Origin of the sequence: Rhodococcus opacus B4 (assembly GCF_000010805.1) — a bacterium.
GTDB classification, from domain to species: domain Bacteria; phylum Actinomycetota; class Actinomycetes; order Mycobacteriales; family Mycobacteriaceae; genus Rhodococcus_F; species Rhodococcus_F opacus_C.
This window is the reverse complement of the sequence record NC_012522.1, coordinates 3460237-3479153: the sequence shown is the minus strand read 5'-3', so window position 1 is coordinate 3479153 and position 18917 is coordinate 3460237. Positions and strand designations below refer to the sequence as shown.

Annotated in this window: 15 protein-coding genes; 7 read left to right on the top strand and 8 right to left on the bottom strand. The window is 68.7% G+C overall.

Annotated elements, in window-relative coordinates:
• Positions 1-4: 4 nt before the first annotated feature.
• On the top strand, positions 5-196 hold the full coding sequence (locus ROP_RS16000) for a hypothetical protein (protein ID WP_012690441.1): 192 nt from the start codon (positions 5-7) through the stop codon (positions 194-196).
• A gap of 132 nt (positions 197-328) precedes the next feature.
• A complete protein-coding gene (locus tag ROP_RS15995; RefSeq protein WP_043824838.1) occupies positions 329-2551 on the top strand; it encodes a transglycosylase domain-containing protein in 2223 nt (740 codons plus the stop codon).
• Here the strand turns inward: ROP_RS15995 and ROP_RS15990 are convergent.
• The 6 genes from ROP_RS15990 to ROP_RS15965 form a co-directional block, all read right to left on the bottom strand.
• A complete protein-coding gene (locus ROP_RS15990; RefSeq protein ID WP_043824836.1) occupies positions 2548-3798 on the bottom strand; it encodes a T3SS (YopN, CesT) and YbjN peptide-binding chaperone 1 in 1251 nt (416 codons plus the stop codon). The two genes, ROP_RS15995 and ROP_RS15990, sit on opposite strands and share 4 nt — an antisense overlap.
• Before the next feature lie 136 nt (positions 3799-3934).
• Positions 3935-5020 carry an inositol-3-phosphate synthase gene (locus ROP_RS15985; RefSeq protein WP_012690438.1) on the bottom strand — a complete coding sequence of 362 codons (1086 nt, stop codon included), beginning with the start codon at positions 5018-5020 and terminating at the stop codon, positions 3935-3937.
• The gene (locus ROP_RS15980) at positions 5013-5570 is read right to left on the bottom strand and encodes a PadR family transcriptional regulator (protein WP_012690437.1); all 558 of its coding nucleotides are present in this window, start codon (positions 5568-5570) and stop codon (positions 5013-5015) included. Before ROP_RS15980 ends, ROP_RS15985 begins: the two co-directional genes overlap by 8 nt.
• Positions 5571-5912: 342 nt before the next feature.
• Positions 5913-6704, bottom strand: coding sequence for a DUF1707 SHOCT-like domain-containing protein (locus ROP_RS15975; protein ID WP_012690436.1), 792 nt, complete (start codon positions 6702-6704; stop codon positions 5913-5915).
• 7 nt (positions 6705-6711) lie between these two features.
• Positions 6712-7536, bottom strand: coding sequence for a DUF1707 SHOCT-like domain-containing protein (locus ROP_RS15970; protein ID WP_012690435.1), 825 nt, complete (start codon positions 7534-7536; stop codon positions 6712-6714).
• 180 nt (positions 7537-7716) lie between these two features.
• Complete coding sequence (locus ROP_RS15965) at positions 7717-8571, bottom strand: DUF1707 SHOCT-like domain-containing protein (protein WP_012690434.1); 855 nt, start codon at positions 8569-8571, stop codon at positions 7717-7719.
• Between the two features lie 88 nt (positions 8572-8659).
• On the opposite strand from ROP_RS15965, the gene ROP_RS15960 reads away from it, so the two are divergent.
• From ROP_RS15960 to ROP_RS15950, 3 genes are all read left to right on the top strand, one after another.
• A complete protein-coding gene (locus tag ROP_RS15960; RefSeq protein WP_012690433.1) occupies positions 8660-9091 on the top strand; it encodes a DUF5318 domain-containing protein in 432 nt (143 codons plus the stop codon).
• A gap of 377 nt (positions 9092-9468) precedes the next feature.
• Positions 9469-11742 (top strand): transglycosylase domain-containing protein, encoded by a 2274-nt coding sequence (locus tag ROP_RS15955; RefSeq protein ID WP_231868931.1) that lies wholly within the window; start codon positions 9469-9471, stop codon positions 11740-11742.
• Positions 11743-11764: 22 nt separating this feature from the next.
• The gene (locus ROP_RS15950) at positions 11765-13375 is read left to right on the top strand and encodes a glycosyltransferase family 87 protein (protein WP_012690431.1); all 1611 of its coding nucleotides are present in this window, start codon (positions 11765-11767) and stop codon (positions 13373-13375) included.
• Here the strand turns inward: ROP_RS15950 and ROP_RS15945 are convergent.
• Together ROP_RS15945 and ROP_RS15940 are read right to left on the bottom strand one after the other, a co-directional pair.
• Positions 13372-13659 (bottom strand): CD225/dispanin family protein, encoded by a 288-nt coding sequence (locus ROP_RS15945; protein WP_043824834.1) that lies wholly within the window; start codon positions 13657-13659, stop codon positions 13372-13374. The two genes, ROP_RS15950 and ROP_RS15945, sit on opposite strands and share 4 nt — an antisense overlap.
• A gap of 114 nt (positions 13660-13773) precedes the next feature.
• Positions 13774-16068 (bottom strand): ATP-binding protein, encoded by a 2295-nt coding sequence (locus ROP_RS15940; protein ID WP_043824833.1) that lies wholly within the window; start codon positions 16066-16068, stop codon positions 13774-13776.
• A 223-nt stretch (positions 16069-16291) separates the two neighbouring features.
• Here ROP_RS15940 and ROP_RS15935 point away from each other — a divergent pair, with 223 nt between their 5' ends.
• Complete coding sequence (locus tag ROP_RS15935) at positions 16292-17938, top strand: flavin-containing monooxygenase (RefSeq protein WP_012690428.1); 1647 nt, start codon at positions 16292-16294, stop codon at positions 17936-17938.
• 26 nt (positions 17939-17964) lie between these two features.
• Positions 17965-18909 carry an alpha/beta hydrolase gene (locus tag ROP_RS15930; RefSeq protein WP_012690427.1) on the top strand — a complete coding sequence of 315 codons (945 nt, stop codon included), beginning with the start codon at positions 17965-17967 and terminating at the stop codon, positions 18907-18909.
• Positions 18910-18917 lie beyond the last annotated feature (8 nt).

Here is an 18917-nt window from a genome sequence, read left to right as displayed (position 1 = left end):
CTCCATGCATCCGGTGGCGAAGCGGCAGCGGCTCGAGGTTCTGATCGGGATTCTCGGGTTCTTCACGGTCATGGCGTTCGTCGCCGCGGTCGTCGAGGTCTTCCGCGGCGATCCCGGCGTCACGCCCGCGCTGGTGCTGCTCGGGTGCCTGGTGCTGTCGGGGCTGGCGATCACCGCCCGGAATCGGGTGCGCTGAAACAGTCCGGTCGGTACGGATAGTTGCTGAGCGATAGCGCGCCGCACATCACACTGACGGCCATTCACATAACATACGTACGGGTGGGTGCGACGATCCTCCGTGACCGGATAACTGACCGGGAGTGTGTAAGTGAGTTCTGGCAACGACGCGACGGACAATCGTGCCTCCGATCCGGGAGACACACCGCCCGCAGACGACGGTTCGGCCGCCACGAGCACCCCACCACCGGGCGGGACGAAGACGCCTAACCGGTGGCGCACGGTCCGCCGGGTGAGCCTGGTCGTGATCGCGTTGCTGCTGGTCATCCCGCTCGTCGTCTTCCTGGTCAGCTACATCCGGGCCGAGGTCCCGCGGCCGTCGGACATGAAGACCAACCAGGTGGCCACCGTCTTCGCCGCCGACGGCACCACCGAACTGACCAAGGTGATCCCGCCCGAGGGCAACCGCACCGAGATCGCGCTCGACGCCATTCCCCAGCACGTCCGTGACGCCGTCCTGTCGGCGGAGGACCGCAACTTCTACTCCAACCCCGGGTTCTCGGTCACCGGTTTCATGCGCGCCGCCCGCGACAACGTCCTCGGCAAGGAAAGCGCGGGTGGCGGGTCGACGATCACCCAGCAGTACGTCAAGAACGTGCTGGTCGGCGCGGACCGCAACGTGTACCGGAAGATGCGGGAACTCGTGATCTCCACCAAGATGGCCCGCGAGTGGTCGAAGGACGAGATTCTCGCCGCCTACCTCAACACCATCTACTTCGGTCGCGGCGCGTACGGCATCGAGGCGGCGTCGCGCGCGTACTTCGACAAACCGGTCGGCGACCTCACCGTGGCCGAGGGCGCGGTGCTCGCCTCGGTGATCCAGAGCCCGTCCTACCTCGACCCCGAAGCGAACCTCGACCAGCTGCAGGCGCGGTGGAACTACGTCCTCGACGGCATGGTCTCGATGGGTGTGCTCAGCCAGCAGGACCGCAGCGCCGCGGAGTTCCCGCTCACGGCGCCGTCCAACCGGCCCACCGACGCCAACTCCGCGCCCGGCCCCGACGGCCTGATCCGCAACCAGGTGCTGCGCGAGCTGTCGGATGCGGGGATCTCCGAGCAGACCCTCAACACCGAGGGCCTGCAGATCACCACCACGATCGATCCGAGGGCGCAGCAGTCCGCGATCGACGCCGTCCACGACAACCTCGAGGGTGAGGATCCCGCGCTGCGGACCGCGGTCGTGTCCATCGACCCGCGCACCGGCGGTGTGCGCGCGTACTACGGCGGCGAGGACGGCGCCGGCTTCGACTACGCGCAGGCGCCGTTGCAGACGGGGTCTTCATTCAAGGTCTTCGGACTGGCCGCCGCATTGGATCAGGGCATCCCGCTCTCGGCCCGGTTCAGCAGTGCCCCGCTGACCGTCGGCAGTGTGCAGATCGGCAACGTGGAGGGCGAGTCCTGCGGCACGTGCACCATCGCGGAAGCGACGAAGCGGTCGCTGAACACGAGCTTCTACCGGCTGATGATGTCGATGGACAACGGCCCGCAGGCCATCGCGGACGCCGCCCACAAGGCCGGGATTCCGGAATTCATCCCCGGAGTGCAGGGCAAGACGCTCAGCGAGAACGGCGGCGAACCGGAGGGCGGCATCGTCCTCGGCCAGTACCTGTCGCGGCCGATCGACATGGCGTCCGCTTATGCGACGCTCGCGGCGTCCGGCGTCTACCACCAGCCGTATTTCGTGCAGCGGGTCGTGACCGCCGACGGTGTCGTGCTCCTCGACCGGGCGCCCAGCCCCGGCGAGCAGCGACTCGACGCGGCCGTCGCCGACAACATCAGCCAGGCGCTGATGCCGATCGCCTCCTATTCGCGCGGCCACGCGCTGGCGGGGGGACGACCGTCCGCGGCGAAGACCGGCACGGCCCAACTCGGTGACACCGGTGAGAACAAGGACGCCTGGATGGTCGGGTACACACCGTCGCTGTCGACGGCGGTGTGGATCGGCAAGGCCGACGCGACCGCCATCAACAACTCCTGGGGTGGGCTGATCTACGGTTCGGGTCTGCCCTCCGACATCTGGAAAGACACGATGGACGGCGCGCTCGACGACACGGACTGGGAAGACTTCCCGTGGCCCGACCCGATCGGCGGCCAGGCCGGTGTGCCGGCGTGGAGCGGTCAAACCGCCGGCGACGGAACGGCTCCCGGCACCAGCGGGGTCGTCCCGCCGCCCGGTGCCCCCACGCCCGCACCCGTCGAGGTTCCGCCCCCGGCGGCCGTCCCGGTACCGCCCGTTCCGCCGGTGCCCGCACCCGTCCCGGCGCCCACCCAGATCGAAATCCTGCCGGGCGTCATCATCCCGCTGCCGGGTTAGCCGAGGTTCTGGAACCCGCCGCGCGGCGGAGTCCGGTGCGGCAGCACCACAACTCGCAGCGCGGCGCGGAGGCTTTCCTTCGTCTTGGCCCACGCCCTCGACTCGTCCTCGCACATGTCGGCCTCCTCGGGTTCCTCCTCGCGGGCGAGTTCGGCGTTGTGACGCCACTCGATTTCCTGCTCGGAACAGAGGCGGAGGAACTCGAGGATGGTGTCGCGGTCGCGTCCGCAGATTTCCGCGACGTCGTCGGGGTCGAGGCCGCTCTCTGAGTCGAGGTGGATCAGGGTCACGAGGGCGGCGGGGAACTCGTCCGCGCATTCGTGCTCGGCGGACGAGGTCGTGGCGTCGGGTGTGGAATTGAGTTTGCCGCCAAGCTTTTCGGCGAACGCGTCGTCGACGGTGTCCACGAAATGCTCGAACATCCGGAACACCGACACCAGGTGATCGGCGACGAACGGTGATCCGTCGACGCGCATGACGGCGACCACGTTGTCGACGATGAGCAGGAACTTGATGTCGGGCCACTGGCGGTTGAGGTCGGCGAGCGCCTCCGCTGCGCGCGTGCGGTCGCTGATCATGTGGACCACGCGGGCGAACACCTCGACGCGGGCGTCCTCCTCGATCACCCGCACATACGTGGGGAGGTCGCCGACCCAGACGAGGATGTCGCCGTCCGCGTCCTTACCCGGCGCCTGCTCGAGCATGGCCTCGACCGCGGCATCGACACGGTCGCGCAAGCCGGTGCCGTCGCGCAGCTGGGCGGGGACGTCGGCGGCGCCGAAGTCGGCGGTCTCGTCCCGGCCGCCGGTGATCGCCTTCAGGAACGAGGGATGCAGAAGGTCCCAGATCTCCCGGAACACGGTGACCGTCATCGACGCCAGCAGGGGGGCGTCCTCCCGGTCGGCGTCGAGGTAGTACGACGCGGAACCGTTGCCCTCGTCGACGTGCCCGCACAGGTCGGGGAGGTTCCAGCCGAGTTCGATCAGCCGCTCGTGCTCCTCCGCGGTGAGCGCCCGCGCCGGGTGCAGGAAGCGATTGGACGGCACCTCGCACCGCACCTTGTCGCCGGCCCAGGCGAAGAACCGCACACATGCGGCGGTCTCGACGAGGCCCTCGTCGACGCTGTCGTACTGCGACTGCAGCACCAGTTCGTCGTCGTCCTCCATCGCGTGCACGTAGCCGGTCAGACGGTCCTGGAGCTCGGTCCAGGCGTCGTCGATCTCGCGATCGAAAGTGTTGTCGGACATCACGCCTCCCTCGATGAATCCTGGGTGTCACCGTAGAGGGAGGGTCTGACAAGAAATCGAACACAAAGGCGAATGCACCTTTCGTCGCCGTGAAGACGTCGAAAGGTGCATTCGCCCTACTGCTGCTGCGCGGTGTTTACTCCGCGTCGATGATGAACGCCTCGAGCTCGGCGCGAGCCTTGTCGTCCGCCATCTGGACCGGCGGGGACTTCATCAGGTACGCGGACGCCGGGTAGACGGGTCCACCGATGCCGCGGTCCTTGGCGATCTTGGCCGCGCGGACGGCGTCGATGATGATGCCTGCCGAGTTCGGGGAGTCCCAGACCTCGAGCTTGTACTCCAGGTTCAGCGGAACGTCACCGAACGCGCGACCCTCGAGGCGGACGTACGCCCACTTGCGGTCGTCGAGCCAGCCGACGTGGTCCGACGGGCCGATGTGCACGTTGCCCGGACCGAGGTCGCGGGTCAGGTTCGACGTCACGGCCTGCGTCTTGGAGATCTTCTTCGACTCCAGGCGGTCGCGCTCGAGCATGTTCTTGAAGTCCATGTTGCCGCCGACGTTCAGCTGCATGGTGCGGTCGAGCTGCACGCCGCGGTCTTCGAAGAGCTTCGCCATCACGCGGTGGGTGATGGTGGCGCCGACCTGCGACTTGATGTCGTCACCGACGATCGGGACGCCGGCGTCCTTGAACTTCGCGGCCCACTCGGGGTCGGAGGCGATGAACACGGGCAGGGCGTTGACGAACGCGACACCCGCGTCGATGGCGCACTGGGCGTAGAACTTGTCGGCGTCCTCGGAGCCCACGGGCAGGTACGAGACCAGCACGTCGACCTTGGCGTCCTTCAGGGCCTTGACGACGTCGACGGGCTCGGCCTCGGAGATCTCGATGGTCTCGGCGTAGTACTTGCCGATGCCGTCGAGGGTGGGGCCGCGCAGCACCGGGACGTCGGCCGGCGGGACGTCGGCGATCTTGATGGTGTTGTTCTCGCTGGCGAAGATGGCCTCGGACAGGTCGAATCCGACCTTCTTGGCGTCGACGTCGAACGCGGCGACGAACTGCACGTCGCGCACGTGGTACTTGCCGAACTTGACGTGCATGAGGCCGGGAACGGTCGCCGTCTCGTCGGCGTCCTTGTAGTACTGCACGCCCTGAACCAAGGACGAGGCACAGTTCCCCACGCCCACAATGGCTACGCGCACCGCGGTGCTGTTCTCACCCATGGTCGGGTTCTCCTTCTTTCTTAGGTGTTGCTGTCGATTGCTCGGCGGCGATCAGCTCGTTGAGCCAGCGCACTTCGCGCTCACTGGATTCGAGGCCGAGCTGGTGGAGCTGCTTGGTGTAGCGATCCAGCGTGCCGCTCGCTCTGCCGATCGCGTCTCGAAGCCCCTCCCGGCGCTCCTCGACCTGGCGTCGTCTGCCTTCGAGAATCCGCATCCGCGCCTCGGCGGGGGTGCGGCTGAAGAAGGCGAGATGAACGCCGAATCCATCGTCGGTGTAGTTCTGCGGACCCGTGTCGGCGACCAGTTCCTTGAACCGCTCCTTGCCGATCGGCGTGAGCTGGTAGACGCGGCGGGCGCGACGCTTGACGGTCCCCGGAGGACCTGCGTCCTCGGCGATCAGTCCGTCTGCCTGCATGCGTCGGAGCGTCGGGTAGAGGGAACCGTAGGAGAAGGCGCGGAAAGCGCCCAGGAGTCCCGTCAACCGTTTGCGTAGCTCGTATCCGTGCATGGGTGACTCGTGGAGCAGCCCGAGAATTGCCAATTCGAGCATGTCCACCCCCTGAGTCGCCCGACCTAACCGTGTGATGCGATTCAAAACTATATCGCACCGATATATAGGACGATACGCCCGCTCGATACATGGGACAAGCCGTCGCAGGTTGTCGACCCTGGTCGGGTACCGGTGGGTGCGTCGCCGAATGTCGCACCGGTGCCGTCTGACTGAACGGATGTCACATTGGGCGACGGCGGGGGTGGTCGGGCGGTGGTCGGGTACCGGTGGCTGCGTCGCCGAATGTCACACCGGTGCCGTCTGACTGAACGGATGTCACATTGGGCGACGGCGAACCCCGGCGACGGCGAACCCCGGCGACGGCGAACGGCCGCCGGACTTTCAGTCCTCGTACGGGTAGATGTCGAACGGCTCGCCGTCGAATCCGACGACCATGTGCCCGCTGTTGCCGTCGGCGTTCTTCACGTGGATGGAGATGGTCGGCGATCCGTCGTCGGAGCCGGGTTCGTAGCGGAAGGACACGATCTCCACCGTCCCGTCGGGGACCCGCAGGGTTTCGGGTGCTCCGGCGAGGAGTCCGGCGATCGCGACCTGGTCGACGGTGCCGAGGTCGAAGGACCTCTCGTCGGCGGGGCGGCTGGAGGAGCTGCCCCAGTCGTCGAACTCGCCGTCGTAGAGGTAGGAGTCGGACTGTCTGGAGTTGCCGGAGGCCGGCCGGTCGACGACGGCGTGTTCCGGGTAGAGGCCGAGTTCGTCGGCGACGGTGTCGCCGTACTCGGCGCGGTACTCGGCGAGGAAGAAGTGCAGGCCGGCGCCGGTGGTCAGGTTCGGCACCGATTTCGACGGGCCGAGATCGCTGTTCGCGACGGCTCCGGCGATCCCGCCGACGGCGGCCGCGGCGACAACGAGGATCGCGGCGTACACCCATCGGCGGGGCGACCGGCGGCGGCGCGGCGACACGACGGGGCTGGCCGCGAGCCGGCTGGGGATCTGAAGGTCCCCGATCAGGCGTTCGAGTTCGCCGAACGTCTTCGCCCGCATCGCGGTGGAGGTGCGGGAGGCGTGTTCCGAGGCGGACAGCTGGCCGTCGGCCAGTGCGGCGTCGAGCAGCCCGCACGTGTCGGCGCGGTCGGAGTCGCGGGCGCGGATGCCGGCGAGTGGGGTCCTGGACATCTGCGTCCTATCGGCCGAAGGGGCGGACGCTGAGAGGTTCACCGGACGGGGTGAGTTCCATGTGTCCGCTCTCGCTGAACTCGTTGTTCACGTAGATCGACACGGTGGGGCCTCCGTTGTCGGTCTGGAACGAGATGTGACTGACTTTTCCGTCGGGGACATTCAGGCTCACCGGGGCGCCCGCGACCGTTCCGCCGATCCGGTCGAGGTTCAGCGTCGACAGGTCGAACACGGGGGTGTCGACCTTCCGGGTGGTCGGAGTTCCGGAGGGTGTGAACCCGCCGCGGTAGTCGTAGCTCACCATGCGGTTCGGCTCGAGTGGGAGCGCGCGTTCGAGGCTGGCGTGGCCGCCCTCGTGCAGGGTGAGGTCGTCGACGATCAGGTCGCCGAACTTGGCGCGGTACCGGTCGAGGAAGACTTTCATGCCCTCGGGGGATACGGGGTTCGGGGTCGCGACGACCACCGGTTCGACGGAATCGAAATCGACCTGCTGCGCGACGGGCGTCACGGAGGCCTCCGCGTCCTCGCCGTCGGCGAGGCCGAAGGCGCCGACCGCCGCCACGACCGCGACCGCGGCAACGGCGAGCGGGAACCAGGGCTTGGCGGTGTCGCGCGGGGGCCGTGCGTCCGGCGGTGCGTCGGCGGGCCGTTGCAGGTCGCTGACCAGAACGTCGAGGTCGGTCAGGGTGCGGGCCTCCGCGGCGAGTTCGGACATCGCGCGGTGTTCCGCCTCGTTGATCTGGCCGTCGCCGAACGCGGCATCGAGCAGTGCGGACGTGTTGGCTCGATCGACGTCTCGCGCGCGCGTGTTCGGTGGGTATCGGCTGGCCACCCGAGGATCTTAGAGCGCTGAGGGTGTGTCTCCCAATCCTCATTCGGCGCTCCTGGCGCCCAATCGCCGCCCTGCTGCGTTGTCGTCGGCGCCGATACAACCCGGTATCGGCTTCTCCTCCGCCTTGCCGGACGACGATTGTTTCGCCAGGTGCATCCGAGAGGGATTGGGAGACGCACCCTAGTTCGCGGGATTCACCTGCCACACGTCTCCGCCGAGTGTCGCCCGCAGATAGCCGCCGCCGGTCTGGGCCTTGTCGTAGACGTACACGTTGATGGTGGGTCCCTTGCCGCCGTCGGCGAGGAGGATGTGCCCGATGCTGCCGTCCGGGACGCCGATCAGCCGGGGTGCGTCGGCGATGAGCGCGACGAGTGCGGGGACGTCGACCTGCGCGAGGTCGACCTCGCCGGTTCCGGGGAGGCGCTGCGTGCGGGTGCCCGACGCCTTGAATCCGCCGCGGAAGTCGTACCGGTCGACCTTGTCGGGTGCGTCCGGGGCCGTCCGCGACAGGATCGCGTACTCGTCGTACAAGCCCAGTTCGTGGACGGTGAGGTCGCCGAACTTCTGCCGGTACTGCTCGAAGAGGGCGTAGATCCCGTCCTGGGTGAGGGGCTGCGCCGGGCCCACGATGATCGGCTCGACCGCCGGCACCGCGACCTCCGGCTGGGCCAGCGGCTTCTCGACCTGCACCGGGGCCGGTGTGACGACGGGGTCCGGGCCGTCCTGCTCGGTGACCGCGAGACCGATCGCGCCGACCGCGATCACCGCCCCGCATGCGACGGCGATCCGCAGCGCCCGGCGGGGTGTTCCCGGGGCCCGGACGGGTGCCTGTTCCGTGACGGCCGAGGGCAGCTGCAGGTCGCTGATCAGCAGATTCAGCTCGGCCAGGGTCTTCGCGGACATGGCCTGGGCGGACCGGTCGTGGTACTCGCCGGCACCGAGCTGGCCGTCGGCGTAGGCGGCGTCGAGTTGGCTGCATGCGTTGACCCGGTCGAGGTCACGTGCGCGAGTCTGCGGGGACGGTCCAGAGGCCACACCGGCATCGTAGTGCGGCAACCGTGTTTGACCAGCGTCACTCGACCGACCCCTTCTCTCCGAACGCGACGCACGTACTCTGGTCTCCGTGCGGATACAGCGGCAGGTGGTGGACTATGCGCTTCAGCGCCGGTCTCTCCTGGCCGAGGTCTACTCGGGCAGGACGGGTGTCACGGAGGTCTGTGACGCCAGCCCCTACCTGCTTCGTGCCGCAAAGTTCCACGGCAAGGGCAGTGACGTGGTGTGCCCGATCTGCCGTAAGGAGCAGTTGACTCTGGTTTCCTGGGTCTTCGGCGACAAGTTGGGCCCGGTGTCGGGTTCGGCTCGTACGGCCGAGGAGTTGGTGCGTCTTGCGTCCACTCAGGAGGAGTTCTCGGTTCACGTGGTCGAGGTGTGCCGGACGTGCAGCTGGAACCATTTGGTCCAGTCCTATGTTCTCGGTACCGTTCCCGCACCGAAACGGCCCAGGCGGTCGTCGCCACGGCCTCGGCCTCCGAGCCGTCGCACCGCGAGCGAGTAGACACACGCCCGAACACGGACGCGGGCCGAAGAATGCCCACCGACGTAACGCAGGACTGAAGCCGGTCCACAACCACTGGAGATTTGTACGTGAGTTCCCCCCGCAGCAACGCCCCGGGTGATCGACCGAACGGACCGAGACGACCGAGTGGCCCCCCGCCACAGGGGCGCCCCGGAGGTCCACCACCCCGCGGCGGACAGCCTGCGGGTGGACCTGCGCCGCGTCGGATGCCGCCCCCGCCCCCGCAGGGTGGTGGCCGTCCCCCCGGCCCGCCGCCGCGTCGTCCCGGTCCGCCGCCGCAGGGTGGTGGCCGTCCCCCGGGTCCCCCGCCGCGTCGTCCGGGTCCCCCGCCCGGACGTCCCGCCGGTGCGCCCCCGGTGGCGCGTAACCAGTCGGGCCCCGGCGGGCGCCCGCCGGGCCCGCCGCCGAACGGCCGCAAGACCGGTGGCGGCCGCGGTGGTGAACCGCCGAAGGGTGGAAAGAAGACGGCTGTGAAGAAGTCGCGGTGGAAGATCGTGCGACGGGCTGCGTACGCGTGTGTCGCGCTGGGTCTGATCATTCCGATCCTGCTGTTCATGGCCGCCTACGTCGTCCAGGACGTCCCGCGTCCCGGCGACCTCAAGACCAACCAGGTGGCCACGATCTACGCGTCCGACGGCACGTCGGTGCTGAGCAAGGTGGTGCCGCCGGAGGGCAACCGCACCGAGGTGACGCTCGACCAGATCCCGAAGCACACCCGGGACGCGGTGCTCGCTGCCGAGGACCGGGACTTCTACTCGAACCCCGGCTTCTCCATCGGTGGTTTCGCGCGTGCCGCCCGCGACAACGTCCTGGGCAAGGACAGCGCCGGTGGTGGCTCGACCATCACGCAGCAGTACGTGAAGAAGACGATGGTCGGTTCCGAGCGTTCGCTGACGCGAAAGATGAAGGAACTCGTCATCTCGTCGAAGATGGCCCGCGAGTGGACCAAGGACGACATCCTCGCCGCGTACCTGAACACCATCTACTTCGGGCGTGGTGCGTACGGCATCGCGGCCGCGTCGAAGGCGTACTTCAACAAGCCCGTCGACCAGTTGACGGTCGAGGAGAGCGCCGTGCTGGCGTCGTCGATCCAGCTGCCGTCGCTGCTCGACCCGGAGACCAACCCGGAGGGTGCGCAGGCGCGCTGGAACTACGTGCTGGACGGCATGGTGTCGGCGGGGACGCTTCAGCAGTCGGCCCGGTCGGTGATGCAGTATCCGCCGTACGTGCCGATCGCTCAGGTCGACAACGGCAACCAGGATTCCGGACCGGAGGGTCTGATCAAGAACCAGGTCCTGCGGGAGCTGGGTGAGGCGGGGATCAGCGAGCAGCTGCTCAACACCGAGGGCCTCGAGATCACCACCACGATCGACCCGGTCGCCCAGGCCGCGGCCGTGGATTCGGTCCGCTCGAACATGGAGGGTGAGCCGGAGAACCTGCGCACCGGTGTCGTGTCGGTCGACCCGAAGACCGGCGCGGTGCGGGCGTACTACGGCGGCGAGGACGGCGGCGGGTACGACTTCGCGAACGCCGGCCTGCAGACCGGTTCGTCGTTCAAGGTGTTCGGTCTCGCCGCGGCCCTCGACCAGGGCATCCCGCTGTCGCAGATGTACGACAGCTCGGAGCTCACGGTCAACGGCATCACCATCAGCAACGTCGAAGGCGAGGGCTGCGGCACCTGCACCATCGCCGAGGCCCTGAAGCGCTCGCTGAACACCAGCTTCTACCGTCAGGAACTCGAACTCGACGGCGGACCGCAGGCGATCGCCGACATGGCCCACAAGGCGGGCATCCCGAAGGAGATCCCGGGTGTCGGGCCGTCGCTGACGGAGCCGGACGGCAGTGGTCCGAACAACGGCATCGTGCTCGGCCAGTACCAGTCGCGGGTCCTCGACATGGCGTCGTCGTACGCCACGCTGGCCGCGTCGGGCACGTATCACGCCCCGCACTTCGTGCAGAAGGTCGTGAGCGCGGACGGAACCGTGCTGCTCGACCGCGGCGGCGACACCGGCGAGGAACGCATCGACAAGGACGTCGCCGACAACGTGACGTCGGCGATGGAGCCCATCGCCGGGTACTCCCGCAACCACAACCTGGCGGGCGGACGTCCGTCGGCCGCGAAGACGGGCACCGCGCAGCTCGGCGACACCGGGCAGAACAAGGACGCCTGGATGGTCGGGTACACCCCGTCGCTGTCCACGGCGGTCTGGGTGGGAACCACGGACGGTACGGCGCTGGAGAACAGCGGCGGCGCCATGATCTACGGTTCCGGTCTGCCATCCGACATCTGGAAGGACACGATGGACGGCGCCCTCGAGGGCACCGACGTCGAGAAGTTCCCGAAGCCGGGTGCCATCGGTGGCCAGTCGGGTGTCCCGGCCTATTCGGCGCCCGCACCGACCAAGACGTCGGCGCCGCCGTCGAGCACGTTCCAGTTGCCGACGGAACTCGTGCCGCCGGTGGTCGTGACGCCGTCGCCGGTGGAGATCCTGCCCGGCATCACCATCCCGATTCCGGGTCTGGCACCGCGGCAGACCACGCCGGCCCCCGCCGTGCCTGCGGAACCGGAGACGACGACACCGCCGAACGCCGGTAACGGCAACGGCCAGCAGCAGGTTCCGACCCGTTAACGGCGACCGGTAGCCTCGCGGAGTGGCCGACAACCGTGACGCGCACTCCGTCCCCGGCGCGGGCGAGACGAATTCCGTCTCGCCCGCGCCGCTGGCGAAGGATCGGCGTTCCGCGGACTGGCGGGACCTTCCCGGGCGCACCGACCCGCTGACCGCCGATCTGTCCGGCGTGATCGGTGGTCCGGTCGGGCGGCACGCCGTCGTCGGACGCAGCCGGTTCTTCACGCCGATGCGCGCCATCCTGTTGCTGGCGATCGTGTTTCTCGCGCTCGGCTGGTTCGCGAAGGCGCCGTGCATCCAGCAGGCTCCCGTCGGCGAGAACGGTGCGCTCGGGCTCGACTGGAGCGGCAGCAGGCAGTACGTCGCGATGTGCTACTCGGACACGGTGCCCCTGTACGGCGCGGAACGGTTGAACGAGGGCGCGTTCCCCTACAAGAAGTGGTGGGAGGAACAGGCCGGCAACGGCCAGATCCAGCGCCGCTACATGGAATACCCGGTGATCTCCGGCCTCTACCAGTACGGCGCGATGACGATCGCGAAGTCGTGGGACGCGGTGCGCTGGCTGCCCGGTGCCCTGCAGGTCGCGATCTACTTCAACGTCGTCGCGTTCGGTCTGGCACTGGCCTGGCTGGTCACCGTCTGGGCGAGTGCGCTGCTGGCCGGCCGCCGGATCTGGGACGCCGCGCTGATCGCCGCGTCCCCGCTCGTGATCGTGCACGCGTTCACGAACTTCGATCCGCTCGCAACGGCTTTCGCGGCGGGCGGGCTGCTGGCGTGGTCGCGGAAGCGGCCGGTGCTCGCCGGCATTCTGCTCGGGCTGGGCGGCGCCGCCAAGCTGTATCCGCTGCTCCTCCTCGGACCTCTGCTGGTGCTGTGCCTGCGCACCGGGAAGGTGCGGGACTGGTCGGTGACGGCGCTGACCGGGGTCGGCGCGTGGGTCGCGGTGAATCTGCCGATCGCCGTGCTGTTCCCGCGCGGCTGGGCCGAATTCTTCCGGCTCAATTCCGAACGCGGCGCCGACCCGGACTCCGTCTACAACGTCATCTCCTCGTTCACGGGCTGGACCGGATTCGACGGCGTCCTGTCCGCCGGTGAGGCGCCCACCGTGCTGAACGCGGTGTCGTTCCTGCTGTTCGCGCTCGTGTGCGCCGGGATCGGGTACGTCGCGCTGACGGCGCCCCGGCGGCCGCGGCTCACTCAACTGTGTTTCCTGCTGGTCGCGGGTTTCCTGCTCACCAACAAGGTGTGGAGCCCGCAGTATTCGTTGTGGCTCGTGCCGCTGGCCGTGCTCGCGTTCCCGCACCGGCGGATCCTGCTGGCCTGGATGACGATCGACGCACTCGTGTGGGTGCCGCGCATGTTCTACTACCTCGGCGTGTCGAACAAGGGGCTCCCCGAGCAGTGGTTCACCGCCGCGGTGGTGGTCCGCGACGTCGCGGTCGTGGTCATCTGTGCGCTCATCGTCCGCCAGATCTACCGGCCCGGCGAGGACCTCGTGCGGTACGGCTTCATCGACGATATGGCGGGCGGGGTGCTCGACCAGGCGCCCGATGCGCAGCCGCGGTGGCTGCCGGACTGGTTGCGTCCGCGGGTCCGGGTGGAAGCGACTCCCGCATCTGGCGTTTCGCCCTAGGGCGTCGAGAGCACCAGCGCGGCCCCGACCGCGAACACCGCGATCGAGACGCCGAGGGCGATCGCGCGGATCGACCACTGGCGGGCGTCGGCGGCGGCGCGCACCGAAAGGTCGTACTCGCCCCGCTCCCACCGCCGGTGGACGGTGAGCGACCGCAGAAGCGCGACGATGCCGAACGGCACGAACGCGATAATCGCGACGACGGCGAGCGGTAGACCGCTGGCGGGCGGCGGTGCGAGCGGCCCGCGGTAGTCCGCCCCGGTGTCCTGCTGCTGCGACGTCATGCGTTGCCTCCCCGTGGTCCTGCCCACGGCCGGTGGGCGACGACGTGGAGTATAGACCCCGTCCAGATGCCCGACTGTGCAGTGCCTTTCGGGCACCGGGTGGTTACGTCCCGGTTATCGGCCGCTGTCCGCGGCGGGGGGATGCGCCCGCGCCGCGACCCACGCCGCCACCTGGGTGCGGGACCCGACGGCCAGCTTGTCGAAGATGTGCTCGACGTGCCCGTCGACGGTGCGCCGCGAAATCACCAGGGCCTCGGCAATCTGCTTATTGCTGAGCCCCTGGGCGAGCAGTTCGGCGATCTCCTGTTCCCGCTTGGTGAGCGGCGACGGTTCGACGATGGTGGCCGGCGCGTCCTCGGTCCGGGTGCCGAGTGCGAGGTCGACGGCCTGGTCGATGGTGAGCCGGACCGCCGGCGCCGCGAGGTGGGCGAACTCGTCCGGCCCGACCTTGCCGGAGGCGACACGTTCCGACGTCAGCGAGTCGTCGGTGATCTGGGGGCCGAACGCCGCCACGGACGTGCCGAGCCGGTGCCACACACCTTTCGCGGCGCCGCACAGGGTCGCCGCCGCGCTCGCGTCGCCACTGGACGCCGCCACCCACGACAGCACCTCGATCGACAGGGCGGTGCAGATCTTGTCCTTGAAATCGCGTTGGATCCGCAGTGCCTGCCGGGCGGCGTCGACGGCGTCGTCGTGTCGGCCGAGATGGAAGTAGGCGACACTCGAAACCCACAGGGCGTAGGCCTTGTTCCACTTCTCACCGTGCGCGTCGGCCACCTCGATGACGTCGCGGCACGTCTCCAGTGCGTCGTCGAGGCGGCCGTCGTAGGTTTGCGCCATGCCCAATTCGAATGACGCGGTGAGCGCCGCCGCCGTGTCGCCGACGGCGCGTTGAACGGCGATTGAGCCGCGGAACAACGAGATGGCGTCGCCGGGACGGCCGGAGAACATCGCATGGCTGCCTGCCCAGTGGTCGGCGTTCGCGCGCAGCCGGTCGTCGCCGAGTGCCGTGGCGATCGCCGTGCATTCGTCGAGATGTTCGCGGGCGGCGTCGCGGTCACCCTGGATCAGCGCGGTCCAGGCGGTCACCCACAGCACGTCGCCCCGCTCCCGGGTGGGTTCGGTGAGCCGGTGGAGTATCCGCTCGAGCCGGTTCCGTCCGTCGGACAGATTGCCGCCGGCGATCCAGTGATACCGCAGCGCGACGGCCAGTTCCGCGGCCGCGGCCCGCTGCGAGTCGTCGCGCAGCGCCCAGTCGAGAGCGGCGACGAGGTTGGGGTGGTCGATCCGCAGTTCCGCGAGGATCTCGGATTGTCCTGGCCCGCACCAGTCGAGCGACGATCGGCGGGCGCGCGCCGAATAATGTTCGAGGTGCCGCCGGTACAATTCGTCGCGTTCGCCGTCGGCGTCGAGGAGTTCGTGCCCGTACTCCCGCACCGTCATCAGCTGGGAGTAGCGGAGTCGCTCGGTCGAACGATCCACGGTGACAAGGCTTTTTCCGACCAGCCGGTCGAGGACGTCGATGACCGGGGTGTCGGACAGCGCCCCGAATCCGCTGATCGCCTCGGCGGCCTCGAGATCGAAACTGCCGGGGAACACCGCGAGCCGCGACCACAACAGCCGCTCGGTGCCGGAGCACAGTTCGTAACTCCAGTCGATGAGGGCTCGCAGCGTCTGCTGCCGGGGCAGGGCGGCCCGATCGCCGCCGGTGAGGAGCGCGAAACGCTGATCGAGGCGTTCGACGAGTTGCGACGCGGACAACGACCGCAGCCTGACCGCGGCGAGTTCGATGGAGAGCGGGATTCCGTCGAGCTGATTGCACAGCTGCGCGACGGCGTGGGCGTTCGCGTCGGTGAGACGGAAGTCGGCGACCACGCTCTGCGCGCGTTCCACCAGCAGCGACACCGATTCGAACGGGGCGATGTCCGATGCGCGACAGTCTTCGATGTCACCCGGAGTGCTCAGCGGCGGAAGGACGTACGTGTGCTCCCCGGCGATCCCGAGCGGCTCGCGGCTCGTCGTGAGGATCCGTACCTCCGGCGCGGCGGCAAGGACGGTGCCGACGAATTCCCCTGCGGCGGCGAGCAGATGCTCACAGTTGTCGAGCACGATCAGCAGATGCCGCGACTGCAGGTGGTCGATCACCTTGTCCATGACCGCGCGGCTCGACTGGTCGGTGACGCCGAGGGCCGCGGCGGCCGCGGAGGGCAGCGCGTCGGGATCGCGAACGGATGCGAGGTCGATCCACCGGACCGAGTCGCGGAAGGCGCGCGCTGAGCGGACCGCGAGTTCCTCGGCCAGTCGCGTCTTGCCCACGCCGCCGACGCCGAGCAGCGACACGAGCCGGGACTGCTGCAGGCGGGCCCGGGCTTCCTCGATCTCGCGCCGCCTGCCGATGAAGCTGGTCATCGACCGCGTGAGTTCTCTCGAGCGAGTCAGTGGATCTCCCTCTTCCGAGCGGCCAGGTCGTGGCACGAACGTACCCCCATCGGAATGTGACGGCCAACACAGGTAACGAAGGGGGTGTTTTACCCCGTGTGGGGGTGATGTGACGTGGGTCATCGTGGTTGGCATGCCCCGGCTGGCCGCTCGAACGCAGCCGGAACCCATCGTTCACGAGGAGCTCAGCACCATGTCAAAGACCATTTCTTCCGCCGACGTCGATGTCGTCGTCGTGGGCGCCGGGTTCGCCGGCCTATACGCGCTGCGCAAGTTGCGCGACACGATGAAGCTGTCGACGCGGGTGTTCGAGGCCGGCTCGGACGTGGGCGGCACCTGGTTCTGGAATCGGTACCCGGGAGCCCGCTGCGACATCGAGAGCGTCCACTACTCGTACTCGTTCGACGAGGATCTGCAGCAGGAATGGCAGTGGAGTGAGAAGTTCGCCGGGCAACCGGAGATCCTGCGCTACCTCGAGCACGTCGCCGACCGCTTCGACCTGCGCAAGGACATCACGTTCGGCACCCGGGTGATCGGCGTGCACTGGGACGACGAGGACTCGGTGTGGACGGTGCGCACCGACGACGGCGCCGTCGTGCGGAGTCGCTTCTTCATCTCCGGGGCGGGCAACCTGTCCGTCCCCAAGACGCCGGAGTTCGGCGGCATCGACAACTTCCGCGGCGAGGTGCTGCTCACCGGCAACTGGCCGCGCGAGGGTGCCGACTTCACCGGCAAGCGGGTGGCCGTGATCGGCACCGGGGCCAGCGGAATCCAGGCGATCCCGTTCATCGCCGAGGACGCCGCCGAACTGGTGGTGTTCCAGCGCACCCCCAACTTCGCGACTCCCCTCGGCAATGGTCCGATCGACCCGCACGAGGTCGCCGAGATCAAGAGCAACTACGGCGAGGTCCGGGACGCGGCGCGCAACCACTTCCTCGGTGTCCCGTTCACTCAGGTGCAGCCGTCCGCGCTCGCCGTCGACGCCGAGGAGCGTCGCCGCACGTTCGACGAACGCTGGAACGCCGGCGGGTTCCGGCTGTTCATCGACTCCTACCAGGACATCCTGTTCGACAAGGCGGCCAACGACACGATCGCCGACTACATCCGGGAGCGCATCCACGAGCGCGTCCAGGACCCGGCGAAGGCGGCGACGCTGGCCCCGACGGGCTACGCGTACGGCACCAAGCGTCCCCCGCTCGAAACCAACTACTATGAGGCGTTCAACCGCGACTCTGTGAGCGTCGTCGACGTGAAGTCGACGCCGATCGACGAGATCACCGCGAGCGGAGTCCGGGTCGGCGACCGCGTCTACGAGGTCGACACCATCGTTCTCGCAACCGGATTCGACGCGATGACCGGTCCACTGATGGCCATGGACATCCGCGGCTGGGGCGGTCTGCCGCTGGCCGAGAAGTGGGAGCACGGACCCAAGACCTACCTCGGCATCATGGTCAACGAGTTCCCGAACCTGTTCCTCGTCACCGGGCCGCAGTCGCCGTCGGTGCTCTACAACATGCCCCTCGCCATCGAGGACCACGTCGACTTCGCCACCGACGCGATCGACCACCTGAACCGCAACGACCTCGGCGTCATCGAGCCCACCGCGCAGGCCGAAAGCGACTGGGGCGCACTGACCAACGAGATCGCGAGCCAGACCCTGCTGCCGGAGACGAACTCCTGGTACATGGGCGCCAACATCCCCGGCAAGCCCCGCGCCTGCATGGTCTATCTCGGCGGAGCCCCCACCTACCGGGCCACCTGCGAGGAGGTCGTCGCAGGCGGCTACTCCGGTTTCGCGCTCACCCCGGCGGAGGCTCGCGTCGCCTCCCCCGTGTCCTGACCCCGAACCCGACAGAGGAGACCGACATGGCACTCGATTCACGCGCAGCCGAACTGATCGCCGGACTACAGGCACAGGGGCTGAAGGCTTTCGAGCAGATGACCGTCGACGAGGCCCGTGCGGTGGTGGCGACGTTCACCGGGCTGCAGGCGCCGCCCGAACCCGTCGCCCGGGTGGAGGACGCGTCCCACGACAGCGGCGGAACGCAGATCCCGCTGCGGGTCTACGTGCCCGAAGGTCCCGCGCCGCACCCGGTGGTCCTGTACTTCCACGGCGGCGGATTCGTCGCAGGCGACCTCGACGTCGTCGACGAACCGGCCCGCGCGGTCGCGAACGGCACCGGCGCGATCGTCGTCGCCGCGACCTACCGCCGCGCACCGGAACACCGGTTTCCGGCCGCCGCCGACGACGCGTCGGCCGCCCTGCAGTGGGTGGCAGGCAATGTCGGGAACTATGGCGGTGACCCCGGCAACGTCGTCGTCATGGGTGACAGCGCCGGCGGCAACCTGGCCGCGGTCACCGCGCTGCGGGCCCGGGACGAGGGCGGGCCCGGGTTGCGGGGACAGGTACTGATCTATCCGGTGATCGATCCGCACGCGGAGTTCCCCTCCCGGCAGGAGTTCGCCGAGGGGTACCTGATCGGCGCGGGCGACCTCGACTGGTTCTGGGGCAACTACCTGTCCTCGCCAGAGGACGCGACCCATCCGTACGCCGTCCCGAGTCGCGCCGCGAGTCTCGAGGGACTGCCGCCCGCGCTCGTGCTCACCACCGAGAACGAGGTGGCCCGCGACGAGGCGGAGGCGTACGCCGGGTCGCTGCGGCAGGCGGGGGTCGACACGGACACGATCCGCTTCGACGGACTCCTCCACGGCGCGTTCTGGATGTCCGGGGCGGTTCCGCGCAGCAGCGAAATGCGCTCGGCCGTCGTCGAGTTCGTGAAGCGGGTGACGGCCACCGCCCCCGTCCGGTGACGTGACCC

Coding starts and splice junctions, on each gene's coding strand:
- ROP_RS15945 (WP_043824834.1), bottom strand. CDS start 13,659: ATGACGTCGCAGCAGCAGGACACCGGGGCGGACTACCGCGGGCCGCTC.
- ROP_RS15990 (WP_043824836.1), bottom strand. CDS start 3,798: ATGTCCGACAACACTTTCGATCGCGAGATCGACGACGCCTGGACCGAG.
- ROP_RS15975 (WP_012690436.1), bottom strand. CDS start 6,704: ATGTCCAGGACCCCACTCGCCGGCATCCGCGCCCGCGACTCCGACCGC.
- ROP_RS16000 (WP_012690441.1), top strand. CDS start 5: ATGCATCCGGTGGCGAAGCGGCAGCGGCTCGAGGTTCTGATCGGGATT.
- ROP_RS15935 (WP_012690428.1), top strand. CDS start 16,292: ATGTCAAAGACCATTTCTTCCGCCGACGTCGATGTCGTCGTCGTGGGC.
- ROP_RS15980 (WP_012690437.1), bottom strand. CDS start 5,570: ATGCTCGAATTGGCAATTCTCGGGCTGCTCCACGAGTCACCCATGCAC.
- ROP_RS15930 (WP_012690427.1), top strand. CDS start 17,965: ATGGCACTCGATTCACGCGCAGCCGAACTGATCGCCGGACTACAGGCA.
- ROP_RS15940 (WP_043824833.1), bottom strand. CDS start 16,068: ATGACCAGCTTCATCGGCAGGCGGCGCGAGATCGAGGAAGCCCGGGCC.
- ROP_RS15985 (WP_012690438.1), bottom strand. CDS start 5,020: ATGGGTGAGAACAGCACCGCGGTGCGCGTAGCCATTGTGGGCGTGGGG.